Below are 16,021 nucleotides of genomic sequence, written 5' to 3'. Positions count from 1 at the left end.
GCAGGTTGTCGCCGACCGGCAGGTCCGCGACGACGTCGATGCCGTGGTCGCGCAGGTGCTGGGCGTGGCCGACGCCCGAGAGCATGAGGATCTGCGCGGAGCCCACGAAGCCGGCCGAGAGGATGACCTCCTTGCCGGCTCGGATCGTGCGGCGGCTGCCGTCCTTGTCCGTCACCTGCACGCCCGTGGCGCGCCCGTTCTCGATGACGACCTTGGTCACGAGGACCTCGGTCTGCAGCTGCAGCGTCGGCACGTCGAGGTGGTGGATGTAGCCGCGTGAGGCGCTGTAGCGCAGGCCGTTCGCAGCGTTCTGCTGCATCCGGCTCACGCCCTCCTGCGACTCGGCGTTGTAGTCCTCGAGGACCTTCACGCCCAGCACGTCGGAGGTGGCCTGGATGAACTGCAGCGAGCCCTCCTGCGGGAACGCGTTGCGGGTGACCTTGATCGGGCCCCCGGCGCCGCGGTAGTCGTTGGCGCCGTCCTCGAAGTCCTCCATGCGCTTGTACGCCGCGTTGACCTCGTCGGCCGACCAGCCGGTGCAGCCCTCGGCGGCCCAGGAGTCGAAGTTGGCGCGGTTGCCGCGGACGTAGACCATGCCGTTGATCGAGCTCGACCCGCCGACGACCTTGCCGCGCGGCACGGGCATCTTGCGGTCGAGGATGTGCTTCTGCGGGGTGGAGTAGTAGCCCCAGTCGACCCGCTTCTTGATCTCGGGCACCGCGTGCATCGGGCCGATCATGCCGGGCTTCTTCACCAGGTACTGCTCGTCGCTCTTGCCGGCCTCGAGCACGATCACGCTCGCGCCGGACTGGGCCAGTCGGCCCGCGATCGCGGCGCCCGAGCTGCCGGAGCCGACCACGACGTAGTCGGCCTCGTTCTTGTACGGCGTCTTGGCCATGGATCAACCTCGCTGGTGCAGGGCGGCATACCGCGGGAATGTGTGCGCGGCCACACTGTAACGCGTTCTAGTTTTCCGAGCCAGAGTTCCGCCGGCACACCTGAGAAGATGCGCGCGTGCAGATCCTCTCCATCCAGTCCTCGGTGGCCTACGGCCACGTCGGCAACTCGGCGGCGGTGTTCCCGCTCCAGCGCCTGGGCCACGAGGTCTGGCCGGTGAACACCGTGCACTTCTCCAACCACACCGGGTACGGCGCGTGGCGCGGACCGCTCCTGGATCCCGCCGACGTCCGCGAGGTGATCGCCGGCATCGACGACCGCGGTGCACTGGCCGGCGTCGACGCGGTGCTGTCGGGCTACCAGGGCGATCCCGCGGTGGGCGCGGTCATCCTCGACACGGTCGCGCGGGTCAAGGAGCTCAACCCCGAGGCGGTCTACTGCTGCGACCCGGTGATGGGCGACGTGGGTCGCGGGATGTTCGTGCGCCCCGGCATCCCGGAGTACCTGCGCGACACCGTGCTGCCGCGCGCGGACATCCTCACGCCCAACCACTTCGAGCTCGACTTCCTGGCGGGGCGTGAGACCGGCACGCTGGCCGCGATCGTCGACGCGGTCGACGACCTGCGCGAGCGCGGCCCCCGCGACGTGCTGGTCACCAGCGTCGTCCACGGCGAGGTGCCCGAGGGCCGCATCGACGTGGTCGCGGTCTCCGACGAGGGCGCGTGGGCGGTCGAGACCCCGCTGCTGCCGATCACCCCCAACGGCTGTGGCGACGTCACCGCGGCCCTCTACCTGGCCCACCTGCGCGCCACCGGCTCGGCGGAGATCGCGCTGGTGCGCACGACCTCGGCGGTGTTCGCGATCCTCGAGGAGACCCTGGCGGCCGGCACCCGCGAGATCCAGCTCGTCGCCGCCCAGGAGGCGATCGCCGACCCGCCCGAGAGGTTCGCCGTACGCCGGCTGCGGTGAGCGGTCGCCGGGTCACCGGTCCTCCGGTTCGGGACCTTCGCCCCGGGCTACCGAGCAGTAGGCGACCTAGCGTCGGTGCCATGGGCAGACTCCAGCGCGCGGTCGGACGCGCCGCCACTGCCTCCGGGGGGCTGGCGTTGGTGGCAGCAGTCGCGCTCTCGGGGTGCGGGGGCGACGCGACGCCGACGACCGCACACCCGACCGACCCTCCGCACGGCCATGCCGACGTGGCGTTCGCCGCCGAGATGGTCTCGCACCACGAGCAGGCCCTGTCCCTGGTCGGCCTCGTGGGCGACCGCGCCGTGAGCGCCGACGTCGCCGACCTGGCTGCCCGGATCGCCACCGGCCAGGCCGTCGAGATCGACGAGATGGAGGCCTGGCTGGCCGCCTGGGACGAGGACCCGTCGACCGCCCCGAGCGACACGACGGACGACGAGGCCCTGTCCGACCGCGCGGTCACCGGAGCGATGCGCGGGCACATGCGCAGCCGCATGGGGCCGTGGGCGCTCGGCGCGGAGGACCTCACGCCCCTCGACGACGCGGCCTCGGCACAGTTCGAGGACAGCTGGCTGCGTGTGATGATCACCCACCACCAGGGCGCGATCTCGATGGCCCGTCACGAGATCGCCCAGGGCGACTACCCGCCGGCCGTCGACCTGGCCGAGCAGATCGTCGTCACCCAGCAGGCCGAGATCGAGGAGATGCGGCAGCTGTTGCGCGACTGATCGGTCAGTGCCGGTCATCGGTCGGATTGCGGGTCCGCCTCGCGGTTCGGCCACGTCCTCGGTTGCGGTTCTTGTAAGTCGGCAGCTGCGAATCGCAGTTCGGACACACGAGTCGGAGATTGTCGCGCCGGTTGTTCGTCGAGTCGCCATCGACGTGGTCGAGGACCAGGACGAGCGGCTTCTCACACCAGATCGACTCCAGTCCGCAGATCGCACACCGCCCGGCTTGCTCCGCCGCGATGTGCCGACGGATGTAGTGCCGATGGCCGCTATCGATGAAGCCGACCCCTGAGACGAGCCACCGGTCGATCCGGTCCTGTCGCTCACGCTCGCGTTGGCAGGCATTGCTGCAGTAGACGCGCGTCCGCCGACCCGGCAGCACCTGCCCGCAACCGCGGCACTCGAACATGTCACCGACACTAGGCCCGGCTGCCGACAGCGACGTCCGACCGGGCGGGCCATCGATGCAGCCGTGCCACTCACGGTGGAGCCGCGTAGGAGAGTCGAACTCCTGACCGTCCGCTTACAAGGCGGATGCTCTACCAGCTGAGCTAACGCGGCCTGCCGCGACCGAGGTCGGGGCGAGGCCACATCGTACGGGGACAGTCCGCCTCAGCTCATGCCGCCGTCGAAGGCCATGATCTCGCCGGTGATCATCCGCGCCTGGGGCGAGGCGAGGTAGACGATCGCCGAGCCGATCTCGTCGGGCCGGATGGCGCCGCCGGGCAGCATCATCATCAACCGGTCGGCGACCCGGGTGTCGAGATCGTCGGTGAGCTTGTGGAAGACCTGCTCGACGATCGGGGTGTCGACGGTGCCGGGGCAGATCGCGTTGACGCGGATGCCCTCGGGCGCCAGCTCGAGCGCCAGCGCCCTGGTCAGCTGGGTGAGGCCGCCCTTGGCGGCGGCGTACGCCGTGGCGTAGGGCTGCGCCTTGTTGCCGGCGACGGACGAGACGTTGACGATGTTGCCGCCGCAGGCGCGCAGGTGCGGCAGCGCCGCCTGGATGAGCATGAACGGGCCCTTGAGGTCCACGGCGTGGACCCGGTCCCACTCCTCCTCGGTCACGGTGTCGATCCGGCCGAACTGGACGACGCCGGCGACGTTCGCGAGCACGTCGATGCGCCCGTCGGCCGCGCACGTCTCGACTGCGGCGAGCACCGAGGCGCGGTCGCCGACGTTGCACTCGACGTAGGTGACCCCGTCGGGGACGCTCGGGCGGATGTCGAGGCCGTAGACGGTGTCGCCGAGGTCGCGGAAGAGCGCCGCGGTGGCATGTCCGATGCCGGAGGCGGCTCCGGTGACGACGACGACGCGGCTTCCGGGCTCGTTCATGGGCGACCTTTCGAGTGGGACCTGCAGGAGTCAGAGGGTGATGGTGAGGTGGTGGTCGAGGACGCCCGAGCGCCCGATGCCGAACCGGCGCTCGGCGAAGTGCCAGCCGGGTCCGGCCTCGTCGGGCGCGAACGTGTCGACGTACGTTCCGGTGATGATCGGCTGCAGCGGGACGTCGGTGACGGCTTGGAAGACGAGGTACGTCGAGGTGGCGACGACCGAGCCGTCGGGCGCAGGCTCGTCGAAGGTCGTGTTGGCGACCACGTGCTGCGTACCGGGCGTGCCGTCCTCGTGCAGGCGCACCAGGCCGGCGTAGAGCCGCTCCACCTCCGCGGCCCCGGTGGCCAGCACCGCGCCGTCGTCCGCGCACAGCACCGCGTCCGCCATCAGCGCGCCCACGCCGGCGAAGTCGCCGGCGTCGACGAGCCGGCAGTAGGCGCCGAGCAGTCCTCGGATCCGGTCGCCGTCGGTGAGCTGCACGCGCGGACGCTACCACTTCGACTAGAACACGTTCTAGATCCACTCGGGCAATAGGCTGCACCCGTGGCGCTCCGCATCGTGGCGAACCGGCCCGACCCGTCCCTGCTCCAGCTGCCGTGGCACCTGCCGCTGGAGGAGTGGACCGAGCACGTCGTGCCCCTCCCCCGCGGCCTGTCGCGCCACGTCGTGCGGATCGTCCGGCTCGGCGAGAGCACCTACGCGGTCAAGGAGACCGTGGACGAGATGGCGTTCCGCGAGTACCGGCTGCTGCGCGACCTGCAGCGACTGGGGCTGCCCTCGGTCACCGCTCAGGGTGTCGTCACCGGGCGCCTCGACGAGAGCGGCGAAGAGCTGCCCGCGGCGCTGCTGACCGAGCACCTGCAGTTCTCGCTGCCCTACCGCAGCCTGTTCTCCCACGGCCTCACCGCCGCCAACCTGCCCGAGCTCATCGACGCGATGGTCGTGCTGCTGGTCCGCTTGCACCTGGCCGACTTCTACTGGGGTGACGTGTCGCTGTCGAACGTGCTGTTCCGCCGCGACGCCGGCGGCTTCGCGGCGTACCTCGTCGATGCCGAGACCGGCGAGCTCAAGCCGAGCCTGTCCGACCAGCTGCGCGAGTACGACGTCACCGTGGCCGTCGAGAACGTCTTCGCCGAGCTGCTCGACCTCCAGGCCAGTGAGTCGCTCGACCACGAGGTCCAGGCCCACGCGATCGTCGACCTGCTCAGCGAGCGGTACCACGCCCTGTGGGACGAGCTGACCCGTCCCGAGGAGTTCTCCAGCGGCGAGCTGTGGCGCATCGAGCGGCGCGTGGAGCGGCTCAACGACCTGGGGTTCGACGTCGACGAGCTCGACATCGTCACCGACTGGAACGGCGACCGGGTGCGCATCCAGCCCAAGGTCGTCGAGCTCGGCCACCACAGCCGCGAGCTGCAGGCGCTCACCGGCCTGAACGTCGAGGACGCCCAGGCCCGCCGGATGCTCAACGACATCGCGTCGTTCACCGCACACTTCGACCTGGGTCGCGAGGACCGCAGCCTGGTCGCGAACAAGTGGCTGACCCAGGTCTACGAGCCGATCATGGCGATGGTGCCGCCCGAGGCCCGCGGCAAGCTCGAGCCGGCGGAGATCTTCCACGAGATGCTCGTCCACCGGTGGTACCTCTCCGAGAACGCCGGCCACGCGGTCAACATCTTCGAGAGCGCCAAGCACTACATCGAGAACTACCTGCTGGAGAAGCCCGAGGAGAAGGTCGCCGCCGACGAGGAGGACTGACCCTCGCGACCTGTCGCACCCGGGGAGGTCATACGTTCCGGTCGCCAGGCCGCCCACCTCGTACGACGTCCCCGGGGCGGCGCAGCGGAGGTCATCCGAGGTGGCTGCCCGGACGCCCACCTCGTACGACGTCCCCGGGCGGCGCAGCGGAGGTCATCCGAGGTGGCTGCCCGGGCGCCCAGCTCGTACGACGTCCCCGGGGCGGCCGGCGTTGTCGGTCAGGGGCGGCAGATGCGGCAGACGGTGAGGTGGCCGTTGTCCTCGCCGACGGGGCGCAGGTCGGTGCGGTGGGCGATCAGCGCGCAGTCGCGGCGGTGCATGGTGGCGCCGTCGCCGGCGGTGACCGGCAGGGCCGACACGTCGACGCCGTCGTCACGCTGGGCGGCCGAGCGCGACGTGACGTCGGCGAGCACCAGCAGCGTGTCGGCGAGGCGCTTGGAGGACTCCTTGCCGTCGGCGGCGATGCGGGCCAGCCACGCGCCGAAGTAGAGGAACCCGCCGGTGAAGGTGAGCCCGAGGCCGAGCAGGCCGCCGGAGACGACGTAGGAGAGCTGGTCGTACTGGTACGGCGTGTGCGCGGCGCCGTACCACCCGAGCACGATCACCACGAGGCCGAGCGGGAGCAGGATCGCGCCGGCCCAGAACAGGATCAGCTGCAGCAGCTGGTAGTGGTTGTCCTTGAGCGGGGCCACGCCGGAGCCGGAGCGGCCGCCCGCGCGGGGCAGGCCGATCGAGAGCCGCTGGGCGGACGCCGACTGCTCCATCGGAGCCGGGACGGGAGGAGTCATCGCGGTCATGGGTCAGGCCTTTCGGAGGTCGGGCAGGCCGCTGTCGAGGCCGTGCGTGCAGGAGCCGGAGCCGCCGAGCGCGATCGCGCCCATCTTGCGCAGCCAGGTGCCGCCGACGGCGGCCAACGCGATGCTCGCGACGAGGATCGCGCCGGGGATCGAGTAGAGCGGGGGCAGGCCGGAGCCGGCCAGGGCGGCGTCGCCGAGGTCACCGTCGGCTGACGGGGCGTCGCCCGTCGTCCCCGGGTCGACCGCGGACGGCGAGCCGGCCGCCGAGGTCGACGTACCGCCACCGGCCTTCGGACCGCCGGCCGCACCGGAGTCCCCCGGGTCGTTGTCGGGGATGTCGCCGGTCGGGAGGTCGAGTCCCTGGACCGTGTCGAGCTTGGTCGAGGCGTTGCCGAGGGTGACCACGACCCGCGGGGAGAGCCCGAGGATCGTCTGCAGCGTGCTCTTCAGCTCGGGCGGGTCGCCGGGCAGCGCGTCCACCAGGTCGTCGAGCGGGAGGACGTCGAGCTGCTTGCGCAGCACCGAGGTGTCGATGTCGACCCGCAGCCCGGCCATGTCGCTCGTCGCCTGGTCGCCCTTGGTGGTGCGCACCGGCTTGGGCAGCTCGATCTTGATGCCGAGCTGCTCGAGCGCCTTGGCCGGATCGTCGGGCAGGCCGGGGATGTCGGTGTGCTGCCCGGCGGCCTCGAAGCCGTCGGGGCCGAAGGCGAACTCCTGGCCGGCGATCGTGATGCCGCCGAGGGTCGCCTTGCCGCCCGCGACGCCCGTGGCCCCGTCGCTGGAGCTCGTGCTCGTCACGACGACCCCGTTGAGCACGATCGTGCCGCCGAGCAGCGAGACGTCGCCGAGTGCGGAGCGCGCGGTGGTGACGACCTTGTCGGCGGTGGCGACGTTCTTGCTGGTGGAGGTGTAGCCCTCGAAGTCCACGAGCGCGGCCAGCTCGGGCGGCAGCCCGGGCGCCCCGGGCGAGGTCGGGTCGGGCGAGGGGTCCCCCTCCGCAGCAGCGATCCCGGCACCACCGGTGCCCCCGGTGATCGCCTGGCCGAACTGCTGGAGCAGCCCTCCACCGCCGGTCGCCGAGGAGAGACCGGGCAGCTCGGGCATACCGGGGAGACCGGGGAGTCCCGGCAGCCCGGGCAGTCCGGGCGCGCCGCCACCGTCGCCGTCCTTGCCGCCGTCCTTCTCGCTGCCGTCCTGGACCTGGCCGTCGGGGGAGAACCCGGCCTGGGCGATCGTGGTCTCGCCGGCCTTGGCACGCATCACCGTGCCCGGGAACGGCTCGTCGACCTGCTCGGCCTCGCCGGAGGGCTGGGTGGCGTTGACCTGCACCGGGTAGCCGTTCTCACCGAGCTGCGGCGGCAGGCCGAGCTGCTCGACGAAGGTCTTCATGCCCTCACCGACCGGGTCGCCCGGCCACAGCCAGCTCGCCCGGGCCAGTGAGCTGCCGGAGTCGGCCTCGACCTTGGTGTAGGCCAGCTCGACCTCGAGCTGCGGGTTCGACGGGATCGGGATCGTCGGCTCGTAGATCTCGATCTTCACCGGGGCCGCCCAGGCCGTGGAGCTGTAGCCGCTGAACGCGGCCTTGCCGGCTGCGTCGTCGCCCTCGCGCGCCGCGGCCGGACCGCCGGAGACCGGCAGCACCGTCCCGACGAGCGCTGCCGCCGAGAGCGAGATCAGGGTCCGTTTCATGCCGCGCCTCCGAGGATCACGTCGTCCATGGTCGAGAGAACTTCGGCCGGCTCGCCGCTGGCCACGATGCGCCCACCGCTCATCACCGCGGCGTAGTCGGAGACCCGCAGCGCGGTCCGCGCGAACTGCTCGATGCACAGGATCGAGACCCCGCTCTCGGCGATCTGCGCGACGGTGTCGTAGAGCTCGTCGACGATGAGCGGCGCGAGCCCCATCGACAGCTCGTCGAGCAGCAGCAGCGCCGGGTCGGAGGCGAGCGCTCGCGACATCGCGAGCATCTGCTGCTCGCCGCCCGACATGGTGCCGGCGAGCTGGTGACGGCGCTGGTGGAGCCGCGGGAAGTAGGAGTACGCCGTGTCGAGCACCGCGTCGGCCGAGACGCCCGCGTAGGACATCAGCGTGAGGTTCTCCTCGACGGTGAGGTTGGGGAACACCGAGCGCCCCTCGGGCACCGTGCACAGCCCCAGCCGGGCCAGCTCCTCCGGAGCGGCGCCCTGCACGTGGACGCCACCGAGGTGGATGTCGCCGGAGGTCGCCTTCTTCTGCCCGCTGACGACCTTCACCAACGTCGACTTGCCGCCACCGTTGGGGCCGAGCAGCGCCATCACCGCACCCTTGGGCACGCGCAGGTCGACTCCGCGCAGTACCTCGATGCGGCCGTACGCCGCGTGCAGGTCGACGATCTCGAGGATCGGAACGCTCATGCGCGGATCGCCTCCATCTCGCGGGTGAGGTCGGCGGGTGACGGATCGCCGGCCGGGGCCTCGTCGGAGTAGCCGAGGTAGGCCTTCTGCACCGCGGCGTCAGCGCGGATCACGGCCGGCGGCCCGGACGCGATCACCCGGCCGAAGTCGAGGACGTGGATGTCGTCGCACACCGACATCACCAGGTCCATGTCGTGCTCGACCATCAAGATCGCGCGGCCCTCCGCCGCGAGGGCGGCGAGCAGCTCGCCGAACGCGTCGGTCTCGGACTCGTCCAGGCCCGAGGAGGGCTCGTCGAGCAGGAGCAGCTTCGGGTCTGCGGCCAGACAGCGCGCGAGCTCGAGCAGCCGCGCGACACCGGTCGGGATCGAGTCGGCGCGCTCACCGGCGTACTCGGCGATGCCGACCCGCTCGAGCAGCCCGTCGACGTCGGCCGAGGCGGGCCGGAGCAGACCGGCGAGACCGCGGTGGATGTCACGAGCGACCCGCACGTTGTCGCGCACCGTGAGCGACCCGAACGCCTCGAGCCGCTGGAACGTGCGGCCCATCCCCCGGCGCGAGCGGCGGTGCACCGGCAGCCGGGTGATCGCGCGCCCGTCGAAGCGGACCTTGCCGTGCGTGGGCCGCTGGAGCCCGCTGATCACGTTGAAGCACGTGGTCTTGCCGGCGCCGTTGGGGCCGATCAGGCCGGTGATGCGGCCGGCCTCGGCGACGAAGCTCGCGTGGTCGACAGCGGTGACGCCGCCGAACTGGACGACGACGTCGTCGACCTCAAGGAGCGACATGAGCGGGCACCTCCTCCTGGGACTGGTGGGCGGGGTCGAGGTGACCGGGCACGGGCTCCCCCTCGGGGACGATGAGCACGGAGCCTGGGACCGGGCTCGACAGCGGACCGCCGAGCGTCTCGGCGAGGGGTACGGCGGTCGCGCTGTCGTCCTCGACGCGGTGACCGGGCAGCGGCAGCACCGGCACAGCGGCGCGGACCCGGTCGCCGAAGCGCCGGTCGAGGCGCCGGCCGAGCCCGAAGACCAGGTTGGCCAGGCCGTTGGGGTCCCGGCCGAGCGCGACCGCGCCGAACCCGAGGACCGCGAAGACCAGGCCGGCCAGCTCGGGGCGCGAGCTCTGCAGCACCGGCAGCAGCATCAGCCCGACACCGCCCATCGCGGCGCCGGTCACCGACGTCACGCCGCACACGACGGCGAGCAGCAGCAGCGGCAGGCTGTTGAACAGCTGGAAGTCGGCGGCGCCGATCGTGCCGCGCAGCCCGGCGAACAGGCCACCGGCCAGGCCGGCCATGCCCGCCGACAGACCGAACAGGCCCACGCGGAACCACCGCATGTCCAGGCCGAGCGTGCCGCAGGCGGCCGGGCTGTCGCGCATCGCGATCAGCACCCGTCCGATCACGCCGCGACGCAGCAGGAGCAGCGTGAGCGCCATCAGCACGAAGAAGACCGTCATCACCAGGACGTAGCCTCCGGTGGAGGAGAACTCCCGGCCCAGGACGGAGAGCCGCTGCGCGCGCAGGGTGCCGTTGTAGCCGAACGCGAAGTCGGCCTGGAAGACCATCTTGTCCATGAGCACGCCGAACGCGAGCGTCGACAGCGCGAGGTAGAGCCCGGTCAGCCGGAGCACCGGCAGCGCGACCAGCGCGCCGACCACCGCGGCGATGCCGGCGGCCAGGAACAGCCCCACCAGGTTGGGCTCGTCGAGCTTGGCGTAGGCCAGGGCACCGACGCCCGCGAACGTGAACTGCGCGAGCGAGACGTGACCGCCGTACCCCGTCAGCAGCACCAGCGAGAGCATCACCATCGCGTACGTCGCGGCGGTGCCGACCAGCAGCAGGTCGGCGTCGCCCATCGCGACGGTGAGCAGTGCGACGGCGACGAGCAGGCCCGCGCCCCAGCCGAGGGACTTGGTGAGCGTGGGCAGCGGTGCGGACACGATGCCCTTGACCTGGCCGATCCGCAGCTGGGCCTGCGGCATCGCGACGATCACCACGAACAGGAACAGGGCGGGCACGACGGCTCGGAGGCCCGCGAGGTTGCCCTCCGACGGCAGGTAGGCCACCGCGAAGGACTGCAGGATGCCCAGCCCCATCGCACCGACGAACGTCAGCGGCAGGCTCTTGAGCCGGCCGAGCATCGCGGCGGCGTACGCGTTGATGACCAGCAGCGTCAGGTCGTAGTAGTTGAGGCCGATCACCGGGGTGAGCAGGATGCCGGCGAGCGCGGCCAGGGAGATCCCGATCGCCCATGACAAGGACGCCACGAGGTCGGGCTTGCCGCCGAAGAGCTGCAGCAGCACGGGGTTGTCCACCGAGGCCCGCATGGCGGTGCCGACGCGGGTGCGGTTGAGCAGCGCGTAGAGCGCGAAGGCGACGACCGCCGAGAGCGCGATCGTGATGATCTGGTGGGCCGTGACGTAGGTGCCGCCGAGGTTCACACCCTCCTCGGCCAGGAACGGCGGGACGGTGCGCGGGGCCGGCGGCCAGATGTACTGGGCCAGGCCGATCAGGCCCACGAACAGGCCGACCGTGACCACCAGCGAGACGCTCACCGGGCCCTCGCCGAGCCCGCGGGTCACGAACCGCTGCACGAACCACCCCGCCCCGGGGGCGACCACACCGAGCACCAGCACGAGCGCCAGCCAGGTGGGCATGCCCTGGCGCTGGCTGAAGTCCCAGAACGTGAACGCCATGACCATGCCGAACGCGCCGTGGGCGATGTTGAAGACCCGGGTGGTGGTGTAGGTGAGCACCAGACCGCTGGCCGCGATCGCGTACGCCGCTCCGGTGAACAGGCCGAGGATCGTGAACGAGAGGATCGAGGACATGGTGTTTCAGCTCCCTGTTCCGCTGGTGATCAGCGGCGCGCACATGTAGGTGCCGGGCGAGACCTGCCGCCACGTGCCGTTGTTCAGCTGGAGGACCGACTGGCAGTTGGCCGTGGTCTTGGACCCGACCTGGTTGGGGGCGTGCAGACCGTTGCCGGTCCAGCTCTTGACGCCCTTCAGCGCCGCGACCAGCGACTCGCGACTGAGCTTGCCCCCGAGCTCGACGGCCTTCTCGACGAAGAGCCGGGTCGCCGACCAGGCGTAGAGGCCGTAGTAGTTCGGCACCGCGCCCGGCTTCACCTGGTCGAGCCAGGACCGGTAGAGCGCCATCTCCTTCAGCGAGGTGTCGTCGAACATCGCCGTGGTGGAGTAGGCGTAGACGCCGTCGCCGTTGTCGCCGGCCTCGTCGACGAACCGCTGGTCGTAGATCGTGGAGTCCTGGAGGAACACGTCGGGCTCGAAGCCCTGCTGCTTCATGGCGTCGAGCAGCTTGACGGTGTTCTGGTAGGGGCCGACGTACACGACCAGGCGGATGCCCTCGTCCTTCATCTGCTGGACGTACGGCGCGTAGTTGAACTCCGAGACGTCGATGCCCTTGAAGTAGTCGACCCGCCAGCCGGCCTTGCCCCAGCCGGACCGGAACGCCTCGGCGTTGACGGGGGCGGCGCCGGCGTTGATGTAGAGCAGTGCGGCGTGCTGGGTGGCGTCCTTGAACGTGCCGAGGAAGTACTTCGGCATCGCGCTCGGGACCAGCGTCGGGTCGACGGCCTGGGCGGCGAAGCAGGTCGTGCAGTCGCGCCGCTCGGGGGTCACCGTCGTGGAGCGGATGTCGGGGAGGCCGCAACCCTGGGCGGCGCCGGCGCCGCCGGAGTCGAACGCCGACATGGAGCCGACCGCGGCGAACGCCTCGTCGCACGCCTTGGTGTAGGCCTGCTGGTCGGCGCCGGCGTCGGCTCGGCTGTCGAGGAGCTGGACGGCGAGCTTGCGGCCGCAGATGTCGCCGGTCGAGTTGAAGTACGCGACGTACGCGCGGGTGGCCTGCTGGGCAGACTCGAAGATGCCGGGCACCGGGCCGGAGATGTCCGAGGCGTTGGCGATCGTGATCGTGTCGTCGGTGATGCCGGTCTGGTTCTCGAAGCCCTCACAGCTGCCGGCCTTCGCGCCGCCGGCCGCGGCGTTGTCGCCGGTCCCCTGAGCACCGCCACCGTCGGTCCCGCCGACGGGGCCGGAGGAGCCGCCGCCGGTGTCGCTGCGAGTGGTGGCGCCGCTGTCGGTGTCGGAGCCGGCATCTCCCCCGGTCGTGACCTCGCCGCTGCCGTCACCGCCATCGGTCGGCGTGCCCCCGACGTCGCCGGAGGTGGTGCCGTTGACCTGCGCGACCGCGTCAGGGTCCAGCTGCGAGCCGCATGCCACCAGTGCGACGCACAGGGCGCCGACGGCGAGCACGGGCAGCGCTGGCAACGGGCTACGCATGGGTTCCCTCCCCGGGACCAGGACACGTTGCACCGCTCAACGACCCATGGTTGACGAGGTGACGCAGGCCACACGACATGTCCGGACCGGTCAGCTGCTCGAGGTGCCGCTGCACAGGTACTTGGTGCCGCCGATCGGGACCCAGCGCCCCTTCTGCAGCTGGATGAACCGCCAGCACTCGCCGGTGTGGCGGGGGCCGACGTGCTGCGGGGAGTGCAAGCCGTTGGCGGTCCAGTCGTCGACCTTGGCCAGGTCCGCAAGGAGGCTCTCGCGGCTCAGCTTGCCCCCCAGCGCGGTCGCCCGCTCGACGAAGAGGCGCGCGGCCGACCAGGAGAACAGCCCGAAGAAGCTCGGCTCGGCGCCGGGCTTCACCTGCTGGAGCCAGCTGAGGTAGAGCTGCAGCTCCTTGTTGCTCGAGGCCTCCTCGAACGGCGTGAAGTTGATGAACAGCGTCGTGCCCTCGACGGCGGCCCCGCCGTTCTTGACGAACTCGGAGGTGTACGCCGTCGGGTCGAGCATGTAGACCTCGGGCTTGAAGCCCTGCTGCTGCATCGCGTCGGCGAGCCGCACGAACTGCGCCGAGGCCCCGATCATCTGGACGTACTCGATGCCCTTGTCCTTCATCTGCTGGACGTACGGCGCGTAGTTGAACTCCGAGATGTCGATGCCCTGGACGTAGTCGAACTTCATGCCGCGCTTCTGCATCGCGGCGACCTGGGTCTTGGCGTTCTCGGCCGCGGCCCCGGCGTTGATGTAGAGCATCGCCGCGTGCGCCGCGGCGTCCGGGTGGTTCTTCTTCACGAAGTCCGGGACGGCGTTCTGGAACTCGGTGGCGACCGTGGACTGTGCGCCGTAGCAGGTCGTGCAGTCCTGGCGGTCGAACGTGACCGACGCGGAGCGGATGTCCGGGAGCCCGCAGCCCTGGGCGGTCGACGCGCCGCCGGAGTCGAACGCCGACATCGAGCCGATCATCGCGAACGTCTCGTCGCACGCCTTGGTGTAGGCCTGCTGGTCCGCGGCGGCGTCGGTGCGGCTGTCGTAGGTCTTCAGCGCCAGCTTGTGCCCGCACAGCGAGCTGGTCGCGTTGTAGTAGGCGACGTACGCGCGCACGGCGTCCTGGCTGGCCTCGAAGAGGCCGGGGACCGGGCCGGAGACGTCGGAGGAGTTGCCGATCGTGATCGTGTCGTCGGTGATGCCGGTCTGGTTCTTGAACCCGTCGCAGCTGCCGGCCTTGGTGCCGCCGGTGGCCGAGTTGTCCCCGGTCCCCTTCGTGCCGGTGCCGCCGGAGTCACCGGTCGTCGTCCCGGAGTCACCGGCGCTCGTGGTCGTCGTGTCACCACCGGTGGAGCCGGACGCGTCGGGCACGGACCCGTCGACGCTGGTGGTGGTGCCGTCGGCGCCGACCACCTGCCCGTCCGATCCCACCGCCACGCCGTTGACCTGGGCGACCGTGTCGGGGTCGATCTGGGAGCCACACGCTGCGAGCGTCAGCACCAGGAGCGCGCCGACCGGGGCGACGACTGCGCGGGGAAACGAGAACACGGACCCTCCACCATTTCTAGAACACGTATCAGTTCCACAACGACGGAGGTCTCTCGAGGTGACGCAAGCCACTGCATGACCGTGGCCGCGGCGGGCAGGGCCGGAGACGTCGTTTGGTCACCAACGACAGGTGGGAGCGCTCCCGGGACGTCGTTGGTGACCAAACGACATCCGTCCGGGGCCGGCCCGCGGCCCAGGCCGAGCGCCGAGAGGACCGGCGTCAGTCGGCGCGGCGGCTCGGGGCGTCGGTCTCCTGCTGGACGTCCGGCGGTTCCTCGGGCAGGTGCAGCGGCACGTAGCTGCCGGTCTCGTAGGCGCCGTTGGTCTGCAGCGTCACCCACTGGACCCCGACCGGTCGGCCGCCGTGGTAGGTGATCAGGCTGACCTCGGCGGGACGGCGCGGCTTGCTGCCCAGCGCGATCGCGTACGCCGCTCCCCCGGCCGTGCCGGTCGTGTAGCGGTAGCCGACCTCACCGTTCTCCCCGACGATCCGCTCGGGCCCGACCCGCACGTGCAGATGGCCGCCGATCACCAGGTCCACGCACCCGCGCTGCAGCGCCTCGTCGCCGAGGTGGGCGTCGTGGACCAGCATCGTGTCGACCCGGTCCTCGGCGGCGCAGGCCGCGTCGGCGAGGCGGGTGCCGACCTCCTCGAAGCTCAGACCGGTCTCGTCGCGCCAGTTGCCCAGGCCGCTGGAGCGGGGGTCGTCGACGCCGAGCAGCGTCGTGTCTCCGGGACCCTCGACGATCTCGCCGTCGAGCATCGTCCAGCCGTGGTCGGCGAGGTAGGAGTGCACGAACTCGCCGTGGTCGTGGTTGCCGGCGACACCCCAGCGGTCGAACCCGTCGAACGCCGCGGTGACCGAGTCGAGGGAGAACGCCTCCCAGGTGTTGCCCGACGAGGTGTCGTCGCCGCCGTCGAAGACCGCGGTGGCACCGGCCGCGTCCGCGATCGCGCGCGCGACCGGGTCCATCCCGATGTTGTCGTGACGGTCCGAGACGAACGCGACCACGGTGTCCCCCTCGACCGGGGTGCGCAGGCCCAGGTCGGCGGCCCGCTCGGCCGCCGTGGCGTAGAACGCCTTGCTGGTGTCGTAGGTGTCGATCGCGCTCTCGATCAGCCGCCGCGTCTGGGCGGTGGTCACGTCACCGCTGACCTCGACGCCGTCGGCCTCGGCCGGGAGGGGTACGTCGGGGCCGAGGAACTCCGCGAGCGGCATCCACTGCCGGTCCTCCTCGACGACGTCGTCGTCACCGGTCCACGGCTGCCACAGCGCGAGACCGACGAGCACGGTCGCGACGAT

General features: G+C 71.2%; 15 protein-coding genes and 1 tRNA gene. 3 read left to right on the top strand and 13 right to left on the bottom strand.

What is annotated here, in order from left to right; translation table 11 throughout:
• A partial coding sequence (locus Q0L15_RS24615; protein WP_296607491.1) for a GMC family oxidoreductase N-terminal domain-containing protein occupies window positions 1-898 on the bottom strand: 898 nt, incomplete at its 3' end.
• A gap of 116 nt (window positions 899-1,014) precedes the next feature.
• Here Q0L15_RS24615 and pdxY point away from each other — a divergent pair.
• Both pdxY and Q0L15_RS24605 read left to right on the top strand, forming a co-directional pair.
• A complete protein-coding gene (gene pdxY, locus Q0L15_RS24610) occupies window positions 1,015-1,866 on the top strand; it encodes a pyridoxal kinase PdxY (protein WP_296607490.1) in 852 nt (283 codons plus the stop codon).
• An 80-nt stretch (window positions 1,867-1,946) separates the two neighbouring features.
• Complete coding sequence (locus Q0L15_RS24605; protein ID WP_296607489.1) at window positions 1,947-2,591, top strand: DUF305 domain-containing protein; 645 nt, start codon at window positions 1,947-1,949, stop codon at window positions 2,589-2,591.
• Window positions 2,592-2,595: 4 nt separating this feature from the next.
• Here the strand turns inward: Q0L15_RS24605 and Q0L15_RS24600 are convergent, their stop codons facing one another.
• The 4 genes from Q0L15_RS24600 to Q0L15_RS24585 form a co-directional block, all read right to left on the bottom strand.
• Window positions 2,596-3,000, bottom strand: coding sequence for an HNH endonuclease signature motif containing protein (locus Q0L15_RS24600; protein WP_296607488.1), 405 nt, complete (start codon window positions 2,998-3,000; stop codon window positions 2,596-2,598).
• 76 nt (window positions 3,001-3,076) lie between these two features.
• A tRNA-Thr gene (locus Q0L15_RS24595) sits at window positions 3,077-3,152 on the bottom strand.
• A 51-nt stretch (window positions 3,153-3,203) separates the two neighbouring features.
• Entirely contained in the window at window positions 3,204-3,926 is a 723-nt protein-coding gene (locus Q0L15_RS24590; RefSeq protein ID WP_296607487.1) for an SDR family oxidoreductase, read from the bottom strand.
• Between the two features lie 30 nt (window positions 3,927-3,956).
• Entirely contained in the window at window positions 3,957-4,406 is a 450-nt protein-coding gene (locus Q0L15_RS24585) for a nuclear transport factor 2 family protein (RefSeq protein WP_296607486.1), read from the bottom strand.
• A 63-nt stretch (window positions 4,407-4,469) separates the two neighbouring features.
• On the opposite strand from Q0L15_RS24585, the gene Q0L15_RS24580 reads away from it, so the two are divergent.
• A complete protein-coding gene (locus Q0L15_RS24580) occupies window positions 4,470-5,681 on the top strand; it encodes a DUF4032 domain-containing protein (protein ID WP_296607485.1) in 1,212 nt (403 codons plus the stop codon).
• A gap of 218 nt (window positions 5,682-5,899) precedes the next feature.
• On the opposite strand, the gene Q0L15_RS24575 is transcribed toward Q0L15_RS24580, so the two are convergent.
• From Q0L15_RS24575 to Q0L15_RS24540, 8 genes are all read right to left on the bottom strand, one after another.
• Complete coding sequence (locus Q0L15_RS24575) at window positions 5,900-6,478, bottom strand: hypothetical protein (RefSeq protein ID WP_296607484.1); 579 nt, start codon at window positions 6,476-6,478, stop codon at window positions 5,900-5,902.
• Window positions 6,479-6,481: 3 nt separating this feature from the next.
• A complete protein-coding gene (locus Q0L15_RS24570; protein WP_296607483.1) occupies window positions 6,482-8,167 on the bottom strand; it encodes a choice-of-anchor P family protein in 1,686 nt (561 codons plus the stop codon).
• A complete protein-coding gene (locus Q0L15_RS24565) occupies window positions 8,164-8,871 on the bottom strand; it encodes an ABC transporter ATP-binding protein (RefSeq protein ID WP_296607482.1) in 708 nt (235 codons plus the stop codon). Before Q0L15_RS24565 ends, Q0L15_RS24570 begins: the two co-directional genes overlap by 4 nt.
• A complete protein-coding gene (locus Q0L15_RS24560) occupies window positions 8,868-9,656 on the bottom strand; it encodes an ABC transporter ATP-binding protein (RefSeq protein ID WP_296607481.1) in 789 nt (262 codons plus the stop codon). The genes Q0L15_RS24565 and Q0L15_RS24560 overlap by 4 nt, the downstream gene beginning before the upstream one ends.
• Window positions 9,643-11,703 (bottom strand): ABC transporter permease, encoded by a 2,061-nt coding sequence (locus tag Q0L15_RS24555; protein ID WP_296607480.1) that lies wholly within the window; start codon window positions 11,701-11,703, stop codon window positions 9,643-9,645. The genes Q0L15_RS24560 and Q0L15_RS24555 overlap by 14 nt, the downstream gene beginning before the upstream one ends.
• 6 nt (window positions 11,704-11,709) lie before the next feature.
• The gene (locus Q0L15_RS24550) at window positions 11,710-13,176 is read right to left on the bottom strand and encodes an ABC transporter substrate-binding protein (RefSeq protein ID WP_296607479.1); all 1,467 of its coding nucleotides are present in this window, start codon (window positions 13,174-13,176) and stop codon (window positions 11,710-11,712) included.
• Between the two features lie 90 nt (window positions 13,177-13,266).
• On the bottom strand, window positions 13,267-14,718 hold the full coding sequence (locus Q0L15_RS24545) for an ABC transporter substrate-binding protein (RefSeq protein WP_296607478.1): 1,452 nt from the start codon (window positions 14,716-14,718) through the stop codon (window positions 13,267-13,269).
• Window positions 14,719-14,938: 220 nt separating this feature from the next.
• Window positions 14,939-16,021, bottom strand: a 1,083-nt coding sequence (locus tag Q0L15_RS24540) for a metallophosphoesterase (RefSeq protein WP_296607477.1), incomplete at its 5' end; no start/stop codon positions are given.

The sequence above is a fragment of the Nocardioides sp. genome, from assembly GCF_024509035.1.
In the GTDB taxonomy this organism is placed as follows: Bacteria; Actinomycetota; Actinomycetes; order Propionibacteriales; family Nocardioidaceae; genus Nocardioides.
The sequence above is the reverse complement of the archived record's forward strand: the minus strand, read 5'-3'. Positions and strand labels throughout refer to the sequence as shown.